21 protein-coding genes are annotated in these 16,320 nt (G+C 71.0%); 19 read left to right on the top strand and 2 right to left on the bottom strand.

Annotated elements, in window-relative coordinates; genetic code table 11:
* Window positions 1–159: 159 nt before the first annotated feature.
* From hisD to hisF, 8 genes are read left to right on the top strand one after another with little or no spacing between them, the layout of a single operon-like run.
* Window positions 160–1,509 carry a histidinol dehydrogenase gene (gene hisD, locus ACWD6R_RS27910; RefSeq protein ID WP_451821229.1) on the top strand — a complete coding sequence of 450 codons (1,350 nt, stop codon included), beginning with the start codon at window positions 160–162 and terminating at the stop codon, window positions 1,507–1,509.
* A complete protein-coding gene (locus ACWD6R_RS27905; RefSeq protein ID WP_451821228.1) occupies window positions 1,506–2,642 on the top strand; it encodes a histidinol-phosphate transaminase in 1,137 nt (378 codons plus the stop codon). The genes hisD and ACWD6R_RS27905 overlap by 4 nt, the downstream gene beginning before the upstream one ends.
* On the top strand, window positions 2,639–3,235 hold the full coding sequence (gene hisB, locus ACWD6R_RS27900; protein ID WP_451821227.1) for an imidazoleglycerol-phosphate dehydratase HisB: 597 nt from the start codon (window positions 2,639–2,641) through the stop codon (window positions 3,233–3,235). The genes ACWD6R_RS27905 and hisB overlap by 4 nt, the downstream gene beginning before the upstream one ends.
* On the top strand, window positions 3,232–3,399 hold the full coding sequence (locus ACWD6R_RS27895) for a hypothetical protein (protein ID WP_451821226.1): 168 nt from the start codon (window positions 3,232–3,234) through the stop codon (window positions 3,397–3,399). Before hisB ends, ACWD6R_RS27895 begins: the two co-directional genes overlap by 4 nt.
* Window positions 3,400–3,410: 11 nt before the next feature.
* Window positions 3,411–4,052 (top strand): imidazole glycerol phosphate synthase subunit HisH, encoded by a 642-nt coding sequence (gene hisH / locus ACWD6R_RS27890; RefSeq protein ID WP_451821225.1) that lies wholly within the window; start codon window positions 3,411–3,413, stop codon window positions 4,050–4,052.
* Window positions 4,052–4,780, top strand: coding sequence for a bifunctional 1-(5-phosphoribosyl)-5-((5-phosphoribosylamino)methylideneamino)imidazole-4-carboxamide isomerase/phosphoribosylanthranilate isomerase PriA (priA, locus tag ACWD6R_RS27885; protein ID WP_266986723.1), 729 nt, complete (start codon window positions 4,052–4,054; stop codon window positions 4,778–4,780). Before hisH ends, priA begins: the two co-directional genes overlap by 1 nt.
* Entirely contained in the window at window positions 4,777–5,175 is a 399-nt protein-coding gene (locus tag ACWD6R_RS27880) for a RidA family protein (protein ID WP_406418554.1), read from the top strand. The genes priA and ACWD6R_RS27880 overlap by 4 nt, the downstream gene beginning before the upstream one ends.
* Window positions 5,172–5,927 carry an imidazole glycerol phosphate synthase subunit HisF gene (hisF, locus tag ACWD6R_RS27875; RefSeq protein WP_366690769.1) on the top strand — a complete coding sequence of 252 codons (756 nt, stop codon included), beginning with the start codon at window positions 5,172–5,174 and terminating at the stop codon, window positions 5,925–5,927. The genes ACWD6R_RS27880 and hisF overlap by 4 nt, the downstream gene beginning before the upstream one ends.
* Window positions 5,928–6,128: 201 nt before the next feature.
* Here the strand turns inward: hisF and ACWD6R_RS27870 are convergent, their stop codons facing one another.
* The gene (locus tag ACWD6R_RS27870) at window positions 6,129–6,761 is read right to left on the bottom strand and encodes a TIGR03085 family metal-binding protein (protein WP_451821224.1); all 633 of its coding nucleotides are present in this window, start codon (window positions 6,759–6,761) and stop codon (window positions 6,129–6,131) included.
* 85 nt (window positions 6,762–6,846) lie between these two features.
* Here ACWD6R_RS27870 and hisI point away from each other — a divergent pair, with 85 nt between their 5' ends.
* The 11 genes from hisI (at window position 6,847) to lgt (ending at window position 15,849) form a co-directional block, all read left to right on the top strand.
* Window positions 6,847–7,227, top strand: a complete 381-nt coding sequence (hisI, locus tag ACWD6R_RS27865) for a phosphoribosyl-AMP cyclohydrolase (protein WP_451821223.1) — start codon at window positions 6,847–6,849, stop codon at window positions 7,225–7,227.
* A gap of 11 nt (window positions 7,228–7,238) precedes the next feature.
* On the top strand, window positions 7,239–8,726 hold the full coding sequence (locus tag ACWD6R_RS27860) for an anthranilate synthase component I (protein ID WP_451821222.1): 1,488 nt from the start codon (window positions 7,239–7,241) through the stop codon (window positions 8,724–8,726).
* 14 nt (window positions 8,727–8,740) lie between these two features.
* Window positions 8,741–9,394: a TIGR02234 family membrane protein gene (locus ACWD6R_RS27855; RefSeq protein WP_451821221.1), complete on the top strand. Its 654-nt coding sequence runs from the start codon at window positions 8,741–8,743 to the stop codon at window positions 9,392–9,394.
* A gap of 187 nt (window positions 9,395–9,581) precedes the next feature.
* Window positions 9,582–9,833 (top strand): HGxxPAAW family protein, encoded by a 252-nt coding sequence (locus ACWD6R_RS27850; protein WP_451821220.1) that lies wholly within the window; start codon window positions 9,582–9,584, stop codon window positions 9,831–9,833.
* A 55-nt stretch (window positions 9,834–9,888) separates the two neighbouring features.
* Complete coding sequence (locus ACWD6R_RS27845; protein WP_451821219.1) at window positions 9,889–10,425, top strand: DUF2752 domain-containing protein; 537 nt, start codon at window positions 9,889–9,891, stop codon at window positions 10,423–10,425.
* A gap of 115 nt (window positions 10,426–10,540) precedes the next feature.
* Window positions 10,541–11,350 carry an indole-3-glycerol phosphate synthase TrpC gene (trpC, locus tag ACWD6R_RS27840; protein WP_451821218.1) on the top strand — a complete coding sequence of 270 codons (810 nt, stop codon included), beginning with the start codon at window positions 10,541–10,543 and terminating at the stop codon, window positions 11,348–11,350.
* A gap of 8 nt (window positions 11,351–11,358) precedes the next feature.
* Window positions 11,359–11,577, top strand: a complete 219-nt coding sequence (trpM, locus tag ACWD6R_RS27835; RefSeq protein ID WP_266986747.1) for a tryptophan biosynthesis modulator TrpM — start codon at window positions 11,359–11,361, stop codon at window positions 11,575–11,577.
* Window positions 11,578–11,713: 136 nt separating this feature from the next.
* Window positions 11,714–13,000, top strand: coding sequence for a tryptophan synthase subunit beta (gene trpB / locus ACWD6R_RS27830; protein ID WP_451821217.1), 1,287 nt, complete (start codon window positions 11,714–11,716; stop codon window positions 12,998–13,000).
* Complete coding sequence (gene trpA / locus ACWD6R_RS27825) at window positions 12,997–13,809, top strand: tryptophan synthase subunit alpha (protein ID WP_451821216.1); 813 nt, start codon at window positions 12,997–12,999, stop codon at window positions 13,807–13,809. Before trpB ends, trpA begins: the two co-directional genes overlap by 4 nt.
* A gap of 76 nt (window positions 13,810–13,885) precedes the next feature.
* Window positions 13,886–14,713, top strand: coding sequence for a thioredoxin domain-containing protein (locus tag ACWD6R_RS27820; RefSeq protein ID WP_451821215.1), 828 nt, complete (start codon window positions 13,886–13,888; stop codon window positions 14,711–14,713).
* A 122-nt stretch (window positions 14,714–14,835) separates the two neighbouring features.
* Window positions 14,836–15,849 carry a prolipoprotein diacylglyceryl transferase gene (gene lgt / locus ACWD6R_RS27815; protein ID WP_451821214.1) on the top strand — a complete coding sequence of 338 codons (1,014 nt, stop codon included), beginning with the start codon at window positions 14,836–14,838 and terminating at the stop codon, window positions 15,847–15,849.
* A 123-nt stretch (window positions 15,850–15,972) separates the two neighbouring features.
* On the opposite strand, the gene ACWD6R_RS27810 is transcribed toward lgt, so the two are convergent.
* On the bottom strand, window positions 15,973–16,320 hold a 348-nt coding region (locus ACWD6R_RS27810; RefSeq protein ID WP_451821213.1), incomplete at its 5' end, for an HpcH/HpaI aldolase/citrate lyase family protein.

The raw sequence follows: 16,320 nt of genomic DNA, 5'->3' as shown, positions 1-16,320 counted from the left end.
TCCGCTTGCAGCTGTTATTCCCTCTGTGTTCCCTCTGGGTGACGGTGTGAACGCTCGCGGTCAGTAGTGGCCGGGAGTAGTCGGCCGTGACAGCCGGGTCATGTATCAGCCAGTGATACGGGCGAACTGCCGCCGGAGGCGGTCTGAGAGAATTGGGGTGTGATCTCTCGAATCGATCTGCGCGGCAATGCCCTCCCCGAGGGCGGCGACCTGCGCGACCTGCTGCCCCGAGCCGAGTTCGACGTGGAAGCCGCACTGGAGACGGTGCGCCCCATCTGCGAGGACGTACGCCATCGTGGCTCAGCAGCAGTGATCGAGTGGGGGGAGAAATTCGACGGCGTACGGGTCGACTCGATCCGGGTCCCGGCCGCGGCCCTCTCCGAGGCGCTGGACCGGCTCGACCCCGCCGTACGGGCCGCCCTGGAGGAGTCGATCCGCCGCGCCCGACTCGTCCACCACGAGCAGCGCCGCACCACGCACACCACGCAGGTCGTCCCCGGCGGTACCGTCACCGAGAAGTGGGTGCCCGTCGAGCGCGTCGGGCTGTATGTGCCGGGCGGGCGCTCCGTCTACCCGTCCTCCGTGGTCATGAACGTCGTACCGGCGCAGGAGGCGGGTGTCGAGGGCATCGCCGTCGCCTCCCCGCCGCAGAAGGGGTTCGGCGGCCTGCCGCACCCCACCATCCTCGCCGCCTGCGCCCTGCTCGGCGTCGACGAGGTGTACGCCGCCGGTGGCGCCCAGGCCGTCGCGATGTTTGCGTACGGAACGGCCGAATGTCTCCCGGTGAACCTTGTCACCGGTCCCGGCAACATCTATGTCGCCGCCGCCAAGCGCCTCCTCAAGGGCCGCATCGGCATCGACGCCGAGGCCGGACCCACCGAGATCGCGATTCTCGCCGACTCCACCGCCGACCCGGTGCACGTCGCCGCCGACCTGATCAGCCAGGCCGAGCACGACCCGATGGCCGCCGCCGTCCTCGTCACCGACTCCGAGGAACTGGCCGCCGCCACCGAGGCCGAGCTGAAGCCGCAGATCGCCGCGACCAAGCACGTCACCGACCGGATCGAGCCCGCACTGGCCGGCCGCCAGTCCGCGATCGTCCTGGTCAACGATCTGGAGGACGGCCTCAAGGTCGTCGACGCGTACGCCGCCGAGCACCTGGAGATCCAGACCGCCGACGCCGCCGCCGTCGCCGACCGGGTCCGCAACGCCGGAGCGATCTTCGTCGGCCCGTGGGCCCCGGTCTCGCTCGGCGACTACTGCGCCGGCTCCAACCACGTCCTGCCCACCGGTGGCTGCGCCTGCCACTCCTCGGGCCTGTCCGTGCAGTCCTTCCTGCGCGGTATCCACATCGTCGACTACACACGCGACGCGCTCGCCGAGGTCACCCACCATGTCGTGACCCTCGCCGAGGCGGAGGATCTCCCCGCCCACGGCGCCGCTCTCAAGGCCCGTTTTGCCGAAGGCGAACTCGACGAGCACCGTGGCTGGAAGGTTCCGCAGCAGTGACGAACAGCAACACCACCCGTATCGACGACCTGCCGATCCGGGACGAGCTCCGTGGTCAGTCCCCGTACGGCGCGCCCCAGCTCGACGTGGCCGTACGGCTGAACACCAACGAGAACCCGTACCCGCTCCCCGAGGCGCTCGTCGACCGCATCGCCGAGCGCGTCCGCGAGGCCGCCCGCGACCTCAACCGCTACCCCGACCGGGACGCCGTCGAACTCCGTACCGAACTGGCCCGCTACCTCACTCGCACCGCCGGCCACGAGGTCGGTCTCGCCAACGTCTGGGCTGCCAACGGCTCCAACGAGGTGCTGCAGCAGCTGCTGCAGACCTTCGGGGGACCCGGACGCACCGCGATCGGCTTCGAGCCCTCGTACTCGATGCACGCCCTCATCGCGCGCGGCACCGGAACCGGCTGGATCTCCGGACCGCGCAAGGACGACTTCACGATCGATGTCGACGCGGCCTGCGAGGCCATCGCCGAGCGGCGGCCGGACGTCGTCTTCATCACCTCGCCCAACAACCCCACGGGCACCGCCGTCGACGCCGACACCGTCCTCGCGCTGTACGACGCCGCCCAGGACGCCAGGCCCTCGATGGTCGTCGTCGACGAGGCGTACGGCGAATTCAGTCACCACCCCTCGCTGCTCCCGCTGATCGAGGGCCGGCCCAACCTGGTGCTCTCGCGCACCATGTCGAAGGCGTTCGGCGCCGCCGGTCTGCGGCTCGGCTACCTCGCCGCCGACCCGGCCGTCGTGGACGCCGTCCAGCTGGTGCGGCTGCCGTATCACCTGTCCTCCGTCACCCAGGCCACGGCGCTCGCCGCCCTGGAGCACACCGACACGCTCCTCGGATACGTCGCGCAGCTCAAGAGCGAGCGCGACCGGATCGTCACCGAACTGCGCGCCCTCGGCTTCGACGTGACGGACTCGGACGCCAACTTCGTCCAGTTCGGCCGCTTCGCCGACAGCCACACCGCCTGGCAGCAGATCCTCGACCGGGGCGTCCTGGTCCGGGACAACGGCGTACCGGGATGGCTGCGGGTCTCCGCAGGAACCCCGGCAGAGAACGACGCGTTCCTCGACGCGGTACGCACGCTTGTAAATGAGTTCGCCAAGAAGGAGCACGACGGATGAGCCCCCGCGTAGGCCGCGTGGAACGCACCACCAAGGAAACGTCCGTGCTCGTCGAGGTCAACCTCGACGGCACCGGAATGGTCGACGTGTCGACCGGGGTCGGCTTCTACGACCACATGCTCGACCAGCTCGGCCGCCACGGCCTCTTCGACCTCACGGTCAAGACCGAGGGCGACCTGCACATCGACACGCACCACACGATCGAGGACACCGCCCTCGCCCTCGGCGCCGCCTTCAAGCAGGCGCTCGGCGACAAGGTCGGCATCTACCGCTTCGGCAACTGCACCGTCCCGCTGGACGAGTCGCTCGCCCAGGTCACCGTCGACCTCTCCGGCCGCCCCTACCTGGTGCACACCGAGCCGGAGAACATCGCGCCGATGATCGGCTCGTACGACACCACGATGACCCGGCACATCCTGGAGTCGTTCGTCGCCCAGGCGCAGATCGCCCTGCACGTCCACGTCCCGTACGGCCGCAACGCCCACCACATCGTGGAGTGCCAGTTCAAGGCGCTCGCCCGCGCCCTGCGGTACGCCTGCGAGCACGACCCGCGTGCCGCCGGAATTCTTCCCTCCACGAAGGGCGCGCTGTGACCGGCCTCAATACCGTTCTGATCGTCCTCGGCCTCTTCCTGGCCGGTGGCGTCTACTCCTTCTCGAAGCAGAAGATGCCCAAGGGCGTCGTCGTGCTGCTCGGGATCGGATCCGTGATGTGCCTGGTCGCAGGTGTCATGCGGATCCAGGGACTCTGGGACTGAGGGAGCGACCTGTGAGTGAGAAGAAGAAGGTCGTCGTCTTCGACTACGGCTTCGGCAACGTCCGTTCCGCCGAGCGCGCCCTCGCCCACGTCGGCGCGGACGTCGAGATCACCCGCGACTTCGACCGGGCGATGAACGCCGACGGGCTGCTGGTGCCCGGCGTCGGCGCGTTCTCCGCCTGCATGGAGGGGCTGAAGAAGGCCCGCGGCGAATGGGTCATCGGCCGCAGGCTCTCCGGCGGCCGGCCCGTGATGGGCATCTGCGTCGGCATGCAGATCCTCTTCGAGCGCGGCATCGAGCACGGCGTGGAGACGGAGGGCCTCGACGAGTGGCCCGGCACCGTCGCCCCGCTGCAGGCCCCGGTCGTCCCGCACATGGGCTGGAACACCGTGCGGTCCCCCGAGGACTCCGAGCTCTTCGCCGGTCTCGACCCCGAGGCCCGGTTCTACTTCGTGCACTCGTACGCGGTGCACGACTGGAGCCTCGAAGTCACGAACGCCAGGATCCGCGCCCCCCGGGTTACCTGGGCCACCCACGGTGAGCCGTTCGTCGCCGCCGTGGAGAACGGCGCCCTGTGGGCCACCCAGTTCCACCCCGAGAAGTCCGGCGACGCCGGCGCCCAGCTGCTGACCAACTGGATCGGAACACTCTGATGTCCACCACGCTTGAGCTCCTCCCCGCCGTCGACGTCCGCGACGGCCAGGCCGTCCGCCTCGTGCACGGCGAGTCCGGCTCCGAGACCTCGTACGGCGACCCCCTGCAGGCCGCCCTCGCCTGGCAGAAGGCGGGCGCCGAGTGGCTGCATCTCGTCGACCTGGACGCCGCGTTCGGCACCGGTGACAACCGGGCGCAGATCGCCGAGGTCGCCCGCTCCATGGACATCAAGGTCGAGCTGTCCGGCGGCATCCGTGACGACGCCTCGCTCGCCGCCGCCCTCGCCACCGGCTGCACCCGGGTCAACCTCGGCACCGCCGCGCTGGAGACCCCCGAGTGGGTCGCCAAGGTCATCGCCGAGCACGGCGACAAGATCGCTGTCGGCCTCGACGTCCGCGGTACGACGCTCCGCGGCCGCGGCTGGACCCGCGACGGCGGCGACCTCTACGAGACCCTTGCCCGCCTCGACTCCGAGGGCTGTGCCCGCTACGTCGTCACCGACATCGCCAAGGACGGCACGCTCCAGGGCCCCAACCTGGAGCTCCTGAAGAACGTCTGCGCCGCCACCGACAAGCCCGTCGTCGCCTCCGGCGGCGTCTCCTCACTGGACGACCTGCGGGCGATCGCCTCGCTCGTGCCGGACGGCGTCGAGGGCGCGATTGTCGGCAAGGCGCTGTACGCGAAGGCGTTCACCCTCGAAGAGGCGCTGCAGGTGGTCTCCGGATGACCGACTCCGTCAACCGCATCTCCTCCGGCGCCCCCTGGGAGGACAAGTTCGGCTACTCCCGCGCGGTGCAGCTGCCGAACGGGCTGGTCCTGGTCGCCGGCTGCACGTCGATCGTCAACGGACAGATCTCCGCGGGCGGCCCGTACGAGCAGGCCGTCGCCTCCTTCAACGTCGCCTTCGACGCGCTGAAGCAGGTGGGGCTGGGCCGCGAGGACGTCGTCCGTACCCGGATGTACCTCACGCACGCCCGGGACGTGGACGAAGTCGGCCGCGCCCACAAGGAGCTGTTCGATGACGTCCGCCCCGCCGCTTCCATGATCATCGTCTCCGGTTTCGTCGACCCCAGCCTGGTCGTCGAGGTCGAGATCGAGGCCTACCGGGAAGGTGCGCAATGAGTCTCGCGGTACGTGTCATCCCGTGCCTGGACGTCGACAACGGCCGGGTCGTCAAGGGTGTCAACTTCCAGAACCTGCGCGACGCGGGTGACCCTGTCGAGATGGCCAAGCTGTACGACGCCGAGGGCGCCGACGAGCTGACCTTCCTCGACATCACCGCGTCCAGCGGCGACCGGGAGACGACCTACGACGTGGTGCGCCGCACCGCGGAGCAGGTCTTCATCCCGCTCACCGTAGGCGGCGGTGTCCGTACCGCCGACGACGTCGACAAACTGCTGCGGGCCGGCGCCGACAAGGTCGGCGTCAACACCGCGGCGATCGCCCGCCCGGACCTCATCCGGGAGATCGCCGAGCGGTTCGGCCGGCAGGTCCTCGTGCTGTCCGTCGACGCCCGGCGTACCCCCGCGGGCACCTTCGAGGTCACCACACACGGCGGCCGCAAAGGCACCGGCATCGACGCCGTCGAGTGGGCGCACCGGGCCGCCGAGCTGGGCGCGGGCGAGATCCTGCTCAACTCGATGGACGCCGACGGCACGAAGGACGGCTACGACACCGAGATGATCGCGGCGGTCCGCACACACGTCACCGTCCCCGTCATCGCCTCCGGCGGCGCGGGCCGGCTCGCGCACTTCGCACCCGCCATCGCGGCAGGCGCCGACGCGGTTCTCGCCGCGTCCGTCTTCCACTTCGGCGATCTGCGGATCTCCGAGGTCAAGGACGCGCTGCGGGAGGCCGGACACCCGGTCCGCTGACCGGCGCGGCCGTCGCCGCCTGGGGAACCGCGCCGGTCTTCGCCGTCAGCGCGGCGCTGGGCGGGGCGGGGGCCGTGGTCGGCCTGCTGTTCACCCGACTGCGCCGCGCGGAACTGCCGCACTGACATCGGGCGGCGGGCCGCGCGTACGGCACGCCGGCGGAATCGCCGCCGGGCACCGGCGGCCGCGCGACCCGTCGTCCTACATGCCGAGCTCCGCCGTCCGCAGCCGGGCCACCGCCTCCTTGTCGCCCTCGACCTCCACCCGGGCCGCGTCCTGCCGCCCGGACGCGAAGAGCAGTAGTTCGCCCGGCTCGCCGGTGACCGTCACCACCGGAGTGCCCTTGTGCGCCACCGCGGTCTGCCCGTCCGGGCGGCGCAGCACAAGACCCACCGGCGCCTTGCGTCCCATCAGCCGCGCCGCCTTCTCCATACGCGACCAGAGCGCATCGGCGAAGACCGGGTCCAGCTCCCGCTGCGACCAGTCGGGCTGCGCCCGGCGCACGTCCTCGGCGTGGATGTAGAACTCCACCGTGTTGGCCGCCTCGTCCAGCTGCTTCAGCCCGAACGGCGACATCCGGGGCGGCCCCGTACGGATCAGCTGGATGAGTTCGTCGTACGGCTTCTCGGCGAACTCGGCCTGCACCCGTTCGAGCCGGTTCTTCAGCGGGCTCAGCAGCACCCCGGCCGCCGCATCCGGTCGGCGCTCGCGCACCACGACATGGGCCGCCAGGTCCCGGGCCGTCCAGCCGTGGCACAGGGTGGCGGCTTCGGGGCCCGCCGCCTCCAACAGGTCGGCAAGCAGAAGTCGTTCGCGCTTCGCATGGGTCGACATGACCGCCAGCGTACGACCGGGTCCCGCGGTCCGCCCAGTGGACGCCTCACGGAACCGCCCTCGCGGCCACGGCAGAATGGGGCCTATGACCAGCATGCCCGCGCCCAGCACCCCGCCCGCCAGCAGCCTGGACCCCGCCATCGCCGCCCGCCTCAAGCGCGGCGCCGACGGACTGGTCCCGGCCATCGCCCAGCAGTACGACACCGGTGAGGTGCTCATGCTCGGCTGGATGGACGACGAGGCCCTGCACCGCACCCTGACCACCGGCCGCTGCACCTACTGGTCGCGCAGCCGCCAGGAGTACTGGGTCAAGGGCGACACCTCGGGCCACATCCAGGTGGTCAAGTCCGTCGCCCTCGACTGCGACGCGGACACCGTCCTCGTCAAGGTCGACCAGACGGGTGCCGCCTGTCACACCGGCGACCGGACCTGCTTCGACGCAGACGTACTCCCGCTCGCTCAGTAGGGTCAGCCGCCATGGATCTCGATACCTTCCGCAAGCTGGCCGCCGACCGGCGCGTCATCCCCGTCAGCCGCCGGCTCCTCGCGGACGGCGACACCCCGGTCGCGCTCTACCGCAAGCTCGCGGGCGAGCGCACCGGCACGTTCCTCCTCGAATCCGCGGAGAACGGCCGCACCTGGTCCCGCTACTCCTTCATCGGCGTCCGCAGCGCCGCCACCCTCACCGTCCGCGACGGGCAGGCGCACTGGCTCGGCACCCCGCCCGTCGGCGTCCCCGTCGACGGGGATCCGCTGGACGCCCTGCGCGCCACCGTCGAGGCCCTGCACACCCCGCGCGACCTGCACTCCGGCATGCCGCCGTTCACCGGCGGCATGGTCGGCTATCTCGGTTACGACATCGTGCGCCGACTGGAGCGGATCGGCGAGCACGGAGGCGACGACCTGCAGCTCCCCGAGCTGACCATGCTCCTCACCTCGGACCTGGCCGTCCTCGACCACTGGGACGGCAGCGTCCTGCTCATTGCCAACGCGATCAACCACAACGACCTGGAGACCGGGGTCGACGAGGCGTACGCCGACGCCGTCGCCCGGCTCGACGCCATGGAGGCGGACCTCTCCCGCACGGTCGAGAGCGCCCCCGCCACCCTCCCGCCGTCCGAGCTCCCGCCGTACACCGCGCTCTGGGGCGGCCAGGCCTTCCAGGACGCCGTCGTCGACGTGAAGGAGCGCATCAGGGCCGGCGAAGCATTCCAGGTCGTCCCGTCCCAGCGCTTCGAAACCCCGTGCACGGCAAGCGCGTTGGATGTCTACCGGGTGCTGCGCGCGACCAACCCGTCGCCGTACATGTATCTCTTCCGGTTCGACGGCTTCGATGTCGCGGGCTCCAGCCCCGAAGCCCTCGTCAAGGTCGAGGACGGGCGGGCGATGGTCCACCCGATCGCCGGGACCCGGCCCCGCGGCACCACCCCGCAGGAGGACCAGGCGCTCGCCGACGAGCTCCTCGCCGACCCGAAGGAACGCGCCGAGCACCTGATGCTCGTCGACCTCGGCCGCAACGACCTGGGACGGGTCTGCGTGCCCGGCAGCGTCGAGGTCGTCGACTTCATGTCGATCGAGCGGTACTCGCATGTGATGCACATCGTCTCCACGGTCACCGGCCGCGTCGCCGAAGGCCGTACCGCCTTCGACGTCCTGACCGCGTGCTTCCCGGCCGGGACGCTCTCCGGCGCCCCCAAGCCGCGGGCCATGCAGATCATCGAGGAGCTCGAACCCACCCGCCGCGGACTGTACGGAGGCTGCGTCGGCTACCTCGACTTCGCCGGGGACTCCGACACCGCGATCGCGATCCGTACGGCTCTGCTGCGCGACGGCACCGCGTACGTCCAGGCCGGAGCGGGAATCGTCGCCGACTCGGACCCGGTCGCCGAGGACACCGAATGCCGCAACAAGGCCGCCGCGGTCCTGCGGGCCGTGCATACGGCCAACCGCCTCCACGAGCGGTGACACGGTAAGGGATAGTGGAGTACGTGAGTGCTGTCCCCGTACCCCAGCCCCGTGCCCAAGCCGCCACCGCGCCCGACGCCCCGGGAAGCCGCCGCAGCCTGGCCGCCGGCCTGCTTCTCGGGGCGGTCGGTGCCACCGTCGTCCTCCTCGCCTCCGGCCAGACCTGGGCCGAGGGCAAGGCCGCCGTCGGCGGCGGCTCCCTGCCTCTGACCGCCGACGGCCAGGACGTCACCGGACTCCCGGCGGCCCTCGCCATCGTCGGCCTGGCCGCCCTCGTCGCCGTCTTCGCCGTCCGCAGCGCCGGCCGGCTGCTCGTCGCCGGGCTGCTCGCCCTCAGCGGCCTCGGTGCCGGACTGAGCGCCTACCTCGGCGCCTCCGACAGAGCGGCCCTCGACGAGAAGGCGGCGCAGACCACCGGCGACACCTCCGCCACCATCGACGCCCTCAGCCACACCGCCTGGCCGTACGTCACCGCCGCCGGCGGACTGCTGATCCTCATCGCAGGGCTGCTCGCCCTGCGGTACGGGAAGCTCTGGCCGACCATGTCGGGCCGGTACGAACGCGACGGCACTCCGCGCCCCCGCAAGGCCCCCCGCGCCGCCCCGGACCCGGACCGGCCCGAGGACCTGTGGAAGGCCCTGGACCGCGGCGAGGACCCGACGCACTGAAGGACCTCCCGGCACGAGCGGGGCGTGACCGGGGGGACACGCCCCGGATGCGACCCCCAGCTCACGCCGCACCCGTCCGTACGGGACAATGGCGGCGAGCTTTCTGCACAGCGGCAGCACAGCGCCACCAGCTTTGCGTACAGCGATACAGCGATACCCACAGCGCAACACCAACGAGGAGCAACTCATGGCGGGCAGCAGCCACGGACACACCCCGGCCGCCTGGACCGGTGTCATCATCGCGTTCATCGGCTTCTGCGTCGCAGGCGTCTTCATGGTCGCGGCCAACCCGCTCGGCTTCTGGGGCGGTATCGCGGTCATCGTCATCGGCGGAATCGTCGGTCTCGCGATGAAGGCCGCCGGTCTCGGCATGCCGAAGGAGTCGGCGGAGATGGCCGCCGCCCGGGCGCGAGCCGGGCAGGCCCAGACGTCCTCCTGACCCCGGTCGGAGCCATCGTGAAAGGCGCAGCCCGACCCGGGCTGCGCCTTTCCGCGTGAGCGGGGACAATCACCGGGTGGACGCCTCGCCTTCTCCCGCAGCCGCACCGGGCCCGCCCGGCCGGCAGCCCGCGCCGGTCTTCGTTCCGGCGCCCGGTCAGCCCGCGCCGGCCTTCCCGCCGGCGCCCGTGCCCGCAGCACCCTTCCGGCGGCTCGCCACCCCGGTGGCGGTCATGGCGGCCGTCATCGCGGCCTTCGGCTACGTCGGCGCCGTCGACCCCAACCAGCCCGGCCACTACCCGGTCTGCCCGATGCTGCAGGTCACCGGCCTGTTCTGCCCCGGCTGCGGCGGGCTGCGCAGCGCCCACGCCGTCGCCCACGGCGATATCGCCGCCGCCTTCGGCTCCAATGCCCTCGCCGTCGTCGGCTACGCGATCTTCGCCGCCGTCTGGGTGGTCTGGATGGTCCGCGCGAGCAGAGGAATGCCCGTACGGATCAACCTCGCACCGGTCTACTGGTGGGGGATCGGCGCCGTGCTGCTGATCTTCACCGTCGTCCGGAATCTGCCGTTCGGATCAGTACTGGCGCCGTGAACGCCCAGCTGGTGGGAGTTTCGGTGGCCGGATGCGGGCCCTCGGCCCTCCTACGGATACCATCGAGATGGCTGATCCTGTTCCCTCATCACCGTCCCGGAAGGGGGCCGCTCGCGTGAGTGTGCTCGACGAGATCATCGACGGCGTCCGCGCCGACCTCGCAGAGCGGCAGGCGCGTGTCAGCCTCGACGAGCTCAAGGAACGCGCGGCGCGCGCTCCGGCGGCCAAGGACGGAGTCGCCGCCCTGCGTGGCGAGGGCGTGACCGTCATCTGCGAGGTCAAGCGCTCCAGCCCCTCCAAGGGGGCCCTGGCCGCGATCGCCGACCCGGCCGCGCTCGCCGCGGACTACGAGGCCGGTGGCGCGTCCGTCATCTCCGTCCTCACCGAGGAGCGCCGCTTCGGAGGTTCGCTCGCCGACCTGGAAGCCGTCCGCGCCAAGGTCGACATCCCGATCCTGCGCAAGGACTTCATCGTCACCTCGTACCAGCTCTGGGAGGCCCGCGCCTACGGCGCCGACCTCGCCCTGCTGATCGTCGCCGCCCTCGACCAGGAGGCCCTCGTCTCCCTGATCGAGCGCGCCGAGTCCATCGGCCTCACGCCGCTGGTCGAGGCGCACGACGAGGAGGAGGCGGAGCGCGCCGTCGACGCCGGAGCGAAGATCATCGGTGTCAACGCGCGCAGTCTGAAGGACCTCAAGGTCGACCGCTCCATCTTCGAGCGTGTCGCCCCCGAGATCCCGGCGGGCATCGTCAAGGTCGCCGAGTCCGGCGTCCGCGGCCCGCACGACCTCATCGCCTACGCCAACGCCGGCGCCGACGCCGTACTCGTCGGCGAGTCCCTGGTCACCGGCCGCGACCCGCGGGCCGCTGTCGCCGACCTGGTAGCCGCGGGCGCCCACCCGGCCCTGCGGCACGGACGGGGCTGACCCGCACCATGTCCGCCGACCGTCCCCTGCCCCGCACCCGGCCGCGCCTGCGCCTGGCCATGGTGACGGCTGCCCGGGACCCGCACGCGCCGCTGGCGCGCGGCTGCCGCCCCCGCGGCTGCCGCGCCCCCGCGCGCCGCGTGCACGGACGGCGGGTGCGGTATGTGATCGGCGACGAGCCCGGCCAGGTCAACGGCATGCGATGGCGCACGGGGACCGCGCTGTAGCGAGCCCCGGCCGACGTACCCGCATCACCCCTCTCGTACGTACGACCGAACCGTCCGACCGCCCCCGGTCGCGGCGGAGCTCCGTTGACGGCGCATACGGTGAACCCACCCGTTGCCATGACGAGGAGCACGTCGGATGTCATCTGACTTCTTCATTCCGGACCCCGAGGGTCTGGTCCCCAGCGCCGAGGGCTACTTCGGCGCGTTCGGCGGCAAGTTCATCCCGGAGGCGCTCGTCGCCGCCGTGGACGAGGTCGCCGTCGAGTACGACAAGGCGAAGGCCGACCCTGCCTTCGCCGCCGAGCTCAATGAGCTCATGGTGAATTACACCGGCAGGCCCAGTGCGCTGACCGAGGTCCCACGCTTTGCCGAGCACGCGGGCGGCGCCCGGATCTTCCTCAAGCGCGAGGACCTGAACCACACCGGCTCGCACAAGATCAACAACGTGCTGGGTCAGGCGCTGCTCACCAAGCGCATGGGCAAGACCCGGGTCATCGCCGAGACCGGCGCCGGCCAGCACGGCGTCGCCACCGCGACCGCGTGTGCCCTCTTCGGCCTCGAATGCACCATCTACATGGGTGAGATCGACACCGAGCGGCAGGCGCTGAACGTGGCGCGGATGCGGATGCTCGGCGCCGAGGTCGTCGCCGTGAAGTCCGGCTCCCGCACGCTCAAGGACGCCATCAACGAGGCGTTCCGCGACTGGGTCGCCAATGTGGACCGCACCCACTACCTCTTCGGTACGGTCGCCGGCCCGCATCCCTTCCCGGTGATGGTCCGCGACTTCCACCGTGTCATCGGCGTCGAGGCCCGCCGGCAGATCCTGGAGCGGACCGGCCGGCTGCCGGACGCCGCGATCGCCTGTGTCGGCGGCGGCTCCAACGCCATCGGCCTGTTCCACGCCTTCATCCCGGACGCGCACGTCCGGCTGATCGGCTGCGAGCCCGCCGGACACGGCGTGGAGACCGGCGAGCACGCGGCGACCCTGACCGCGGGCGAGCCCGGCATCCTGCACGGCTCGCGCAGCTACGTCCTCCAGGACGACGAAGGCCAGATCACCGAGCCGTACTCCATCTCGGCCGGTCTGGACTACCCAGGCATCGGCCCGGAGCACGCGTACCTCAAGGACATCGGCCGCGGCGAGTACCGCGCGGTCACCGACGACGCCGCCATGCAGGCGCTGCTGCTGCTCTCCCGCACCGAAGGGATCATCCCGGCCATCGAGAGCGCCCACGCGCTGGCCGGAGCCCTGGAGGTCGGCAAGGAGCTCGGCAAGGACGGACTGCTCGTGGTCAATCTGTCCGGCCGCGGCGACAAGGACATGGACACGGCGGCCCGCTACTTCGGGCTGTACGACGTGGACGCGACCGTCGAGGCGGACGCGGGGAACGGCGACGCCGAGATCGAGGAGGACGCCAAGTGAGTGGCAACATCGAGCTGTTGAGCGCCGCCCTCGCCGCCGCCAAGGCGGAGGACCGTGCCGCGCTCATCGCCTACCTGCCGGCCGGGTTCCCGACGGTCGACGGCGGCATCGAGGCCGTCAAGGCCGTCGTCGCCGGTGGCGCCGATGTCGTCGAGGTGGGCCTGCCGCACAGCGACCCCGTGCTCGACGGACCGGTCATCCAGACCGCCGACGACATCGCTCTGCGCGGCGGCGTGAAGATCGCCGACGTGATGCGTACGGTCCGCGAGGCGTACGAGGCGACCGGAGCCCCGATCCTTGTCATGACGTACTGGAACCCCATCGACCGGTACGGCATCGAGCGGTTCACCGCCGAGCTCGCCGAGGCGGGCGGCGCCGGGTGCATCCTGCCCGACCTGCCGGTCCAGGAGTCCTCGGTGTGGCGCGAGCACGCCGACAAGCACGGTCTCGCGACCGTCTTCGTCGTCGCACCGAGCAGCAAGGACGAGCGCCTCACCACCATCACCGCGGCCGGCTCCGGCTTCGTCTACGCGGCCTCGCTGATGGGGGTCACCGGCACCCGCGAATCGGTCGGCGAGCAGGCCCAGGACCTGGTCCGGCGCACCCGCGCCACGACCGAGCTCCCGGTCTGCGTCGGCCTCGGCGTCTCCAACGCCCAGCAGGCCGCCGAGGTCGCCGTCTTCGCCGACGGGGTGATCGTCGGCTCCGCCTTCGTCAAGCGGATCCTGGACGCCCCCGACGAGGCGTCCGGTCTCGCCGCGGTCCGCTCATTGGCGGGCGAATTGGCCGAAGGCGTTCGAAAGCGCTGACATCGGGTGTAATCCATACGAGTGGATCTGGGGCCGGGGAGGCACGCACGTGCCTCCCCGGTTCGTTGCTGCGGGTGTGAGCGAGAAGAACGAAGAGGGAAAAAGGGCCGCGCGCGACCGGCTCGTCCAGCAGCGCGAGCAGGAGAAGGCGCGCGAGCGCCGCCGGCGCACGCTGATCGTCTCCACCGCTGTGGTGAGTGTGCTGGCGCTGGCCGCCGTCATCGGCGTGATCGCCGCGAATTCGGGGGGCAAGGGCAACAAGGCGAGCGGGTCGGGGCCCGCGGTCGCACCGTCGGGGGCGACCGGCAAGGACAGCCTGGCCATCCAGGTGGGCGCGGACGACGCCCCGTCCACGCTCACGGTCTGGGAGGACTTCCGCTGCCCGGTCTGTGCCCAGTTCGAGAATGCGTTCCGGGACACGATCCACGAGCTGGAAAACACCGGACAGATCAAGGTCCAGTACCACCTGGCCACGCTCATCGACGGCAACCTCGGCGGCACCGGATCGCTGGACGCGGCCAATGCGGCCGCCTGCGCACAGGACGTCGGGAAGTTCTCCGCGTACCACGACGTCCTCTACCGCAATCAGCCGCCGGAGACCGACGACGCCTTCGGCAAGAGCAGCAAGCTGATCGAGCTGGCGGGCAAGGTCGGGGGCCTCGACACGCCCGCCTTCCGCAGTTGCGTGGAGGACGGCACGCACAACACCTGGGTCCAGAAGTCCAACACCGCGTTCCAGAACGGTGGATTCCAGGGCACGCCGACCGCGCTCCTCAACGGTGAATCGATCTTCCCGAAGAAGGGGAACGAAACGATCACCGTGGCGAACCTGAAGAAGTGGGTCGCCGAGGCGAACAAGGGCAAGCAGCCGGCGAAGGTCACCCCGTCGCCGTCCGGTTCCTGAGGCACCGCGTGGACGTGGGCTCCGGGCCGGCCGGGGTGGGGAACAGATGACCGGCTCGTTACCCAGAAGTTGTCGGGCGGGTTGCCGCACCTCCCGCCCGGCAGGGTAGCGTCGACCCTGTCATGGACCTTGCCTATATTCCCAGCCCGTCGACCGGCGTGATCAATCTCGGCCCGATCCCGCTTCGCGGCTACGCGTTCTGCATCATCATCGGTGTGTTTGTCGCCGTCTGGTTCGGCAACAAGCGCTGGATCGCCCGGGGCGGCAGAGCCGGCACGGTGGCCGACATCGCCGTCTGGGCCGTGCCCTTCGGTCTCGTCGGCGGCCGGCTCTACCACGTCATCACCGACTACCAGCTGTACTTCAGCGACGGTGAGAACTGGGTCGACGCCTTCAAGATCTGGCAGGGGGGCCTCGGTATCTGGGGCGCGATCGCGCTCGGCGCGGTCGGCGCCTGGATCGGCTGCCGCCGTCGAGGGATCCCGCTGCCCGCCTGGGCCGACGCGCTCGCCCCCGGCATCGCCATCGCCCAGGCGTTCGGCCGCTGGGGCAACTGGTTCAACCAGGAGCTGTACGGCAAGCCGACGGATCTGCCGTGGGCACTGAAGATCAGCGAAGGTCCCAACCGGGTCGCCGGCACGTACCACCCGACGTTCCTGTACGAGTCACTGTGGTGCGTGGGCGTCGCCCTGCTGGTGATCTGGGCGGACCGCCGCTTCAAGCTCGGACACGGGCGGGCGTTCGCGCTGTACGTCGCGGCGTACTGCGCGGGTCGCGCCTGGATCGAGTACCTGCGGGTCGACGAGGCGCACCACATCCTGGGCCTGCGCCTGAACGTGTGGACCGCGCTCATCGTGTTCGTGCTGGCGGTGACGTACATCGTGATCTCGGCGAAGGTACGGCCGGGGCGCGAGGAGGTCGTCGAGCCGGGAGCGGCCGAGGACACCGAGGGTGTCGAGGACGCGGCGCCCGACGCGAATGCCGCCGGTGACACGGACCGTGACGGCGATGCGGAGGCGCCCGATGCGGAAGCGCCCGATGTGGAGGCGCCCGATGCTGAGGCGCCGGATGCGGAGGCGCCCGATGCCGAGGCGCCGGAGAAGAACGGCACCGCAGAGGCAGCGAAGAAGGTCTGACGCCACCCATCTGTACGAAAGGCCCCGAACCAAACGGCTCGGGGCCTTTCGCTGTTCCCCCACCGGGGTCTGTACGCCCGGACCCCCGCCCCTCGATCGCCGGAGGGGCTGGATTTTCCGCCGTCACCCCACCCGTTCCGCCAGCGCCAGCGTCCGGCGGGCCGAGGCCACCACCGCCGCGTCCACGAATCGGCCGTCCGGCAGCGCCAGCGCACCCGCGTCCGTCAGTGCAGCCGCCACGATCTCCTGCGCCGCCTCGATCTCCTGCGCCGTCGGCCGGAATGCCCGTTCGATGACCGGCAGCTGCCGGGGGTGGATCGCCGCCCGGCCGACGAACCCCAGCGCCCTCCCGTGCACGCAGGACTGCCACAGCCCGTCCAGGTCCAGGACGTCCGGGAACACCGACTGGGTCGGCGGGGCAAGCCCCGCCGCGCGGGCGGCAACCACCACCCGGCTGCGCGACCAGTCCAG

This window comes from Streptomyces sp. NPDC005151, from assembly GCF_053599875.1.
This window is presented reverse-complemented; position numbering and strand designations above follow the sequence as displayed.

Coding starts and splice junctions, on each gene's coding strand:
- hisB (WP_451821227.1), top strand. CDS start 2,639: ATGAGCCCCCGCGTAGGCCGCGTGGAACGCACCACCAAGGAAACGTCC.
- priA (WP_266986723.1), top strand. CDS start 4,052: ATGTCCACCACGCTTGAGCTCCTCCCCGCCGTCGACGTCCGCGACGGC.
- ACWD6R_RS27880 (WP_406418554.1), top strand. CDS start 4,777: ATGACCGACTCCGTCAACCGCATCTCCTCCGGCGCCCCCTGGGAGGAC.
- hisF (WP_366690769.1), top strand. CDS start 5,172: ATGAGTCTCGCGGTACGTGTCATCCCGTGCCTGGACGTCGACAACGGC.
- ACWD6R_RS27870 (WP_451821224.1), bottom strand. CDS start 6,761: ATGTCGACCCATGCGAAGCGCGAACGACTTCTGCTTGCCGACCTGTTG.
- hisI (WP_451821223.1), top strand. CDS start 6,847: ATGACCAGCATGCCCGCGCCCAGCACCCCGCCCGCCAGCAGCCTGGAC.
- ACWD6R_RS27860 (WP_451821222.1), top strand. CDS start 7,239: ATGGATCTCGATACCTTCCGCAAGCTGGCCGCCGACCGGCGCGTCATC.
- ACWD6R_RS27850 (WP_451821220.1), top strand. CDS start 9,582: ATGGCGGGCAGCAGCCACGGACACACCCCGGCCGCCTGGACCGGTGTC.
- trpM (WP_266986747.1), top strand. CDS start 11,359: ATGTCCGCCGACCGTCCCCTGCCCCGCACCCGGCCGCGCCTGCGCCTG.
- trpB (WP_451821217.1), top strand. CDS start 11,714: ATGTCATCTGACTTCTTCATTCCGGACCCCGAGGGTCTGGTCCCCAGC.
- lgt (WP_451821214.1), top strand. CDS start 14,836: ATGGACCTTGCCTATATTCCCAGCCCGTCGACCGGCGTGATCAATCTC.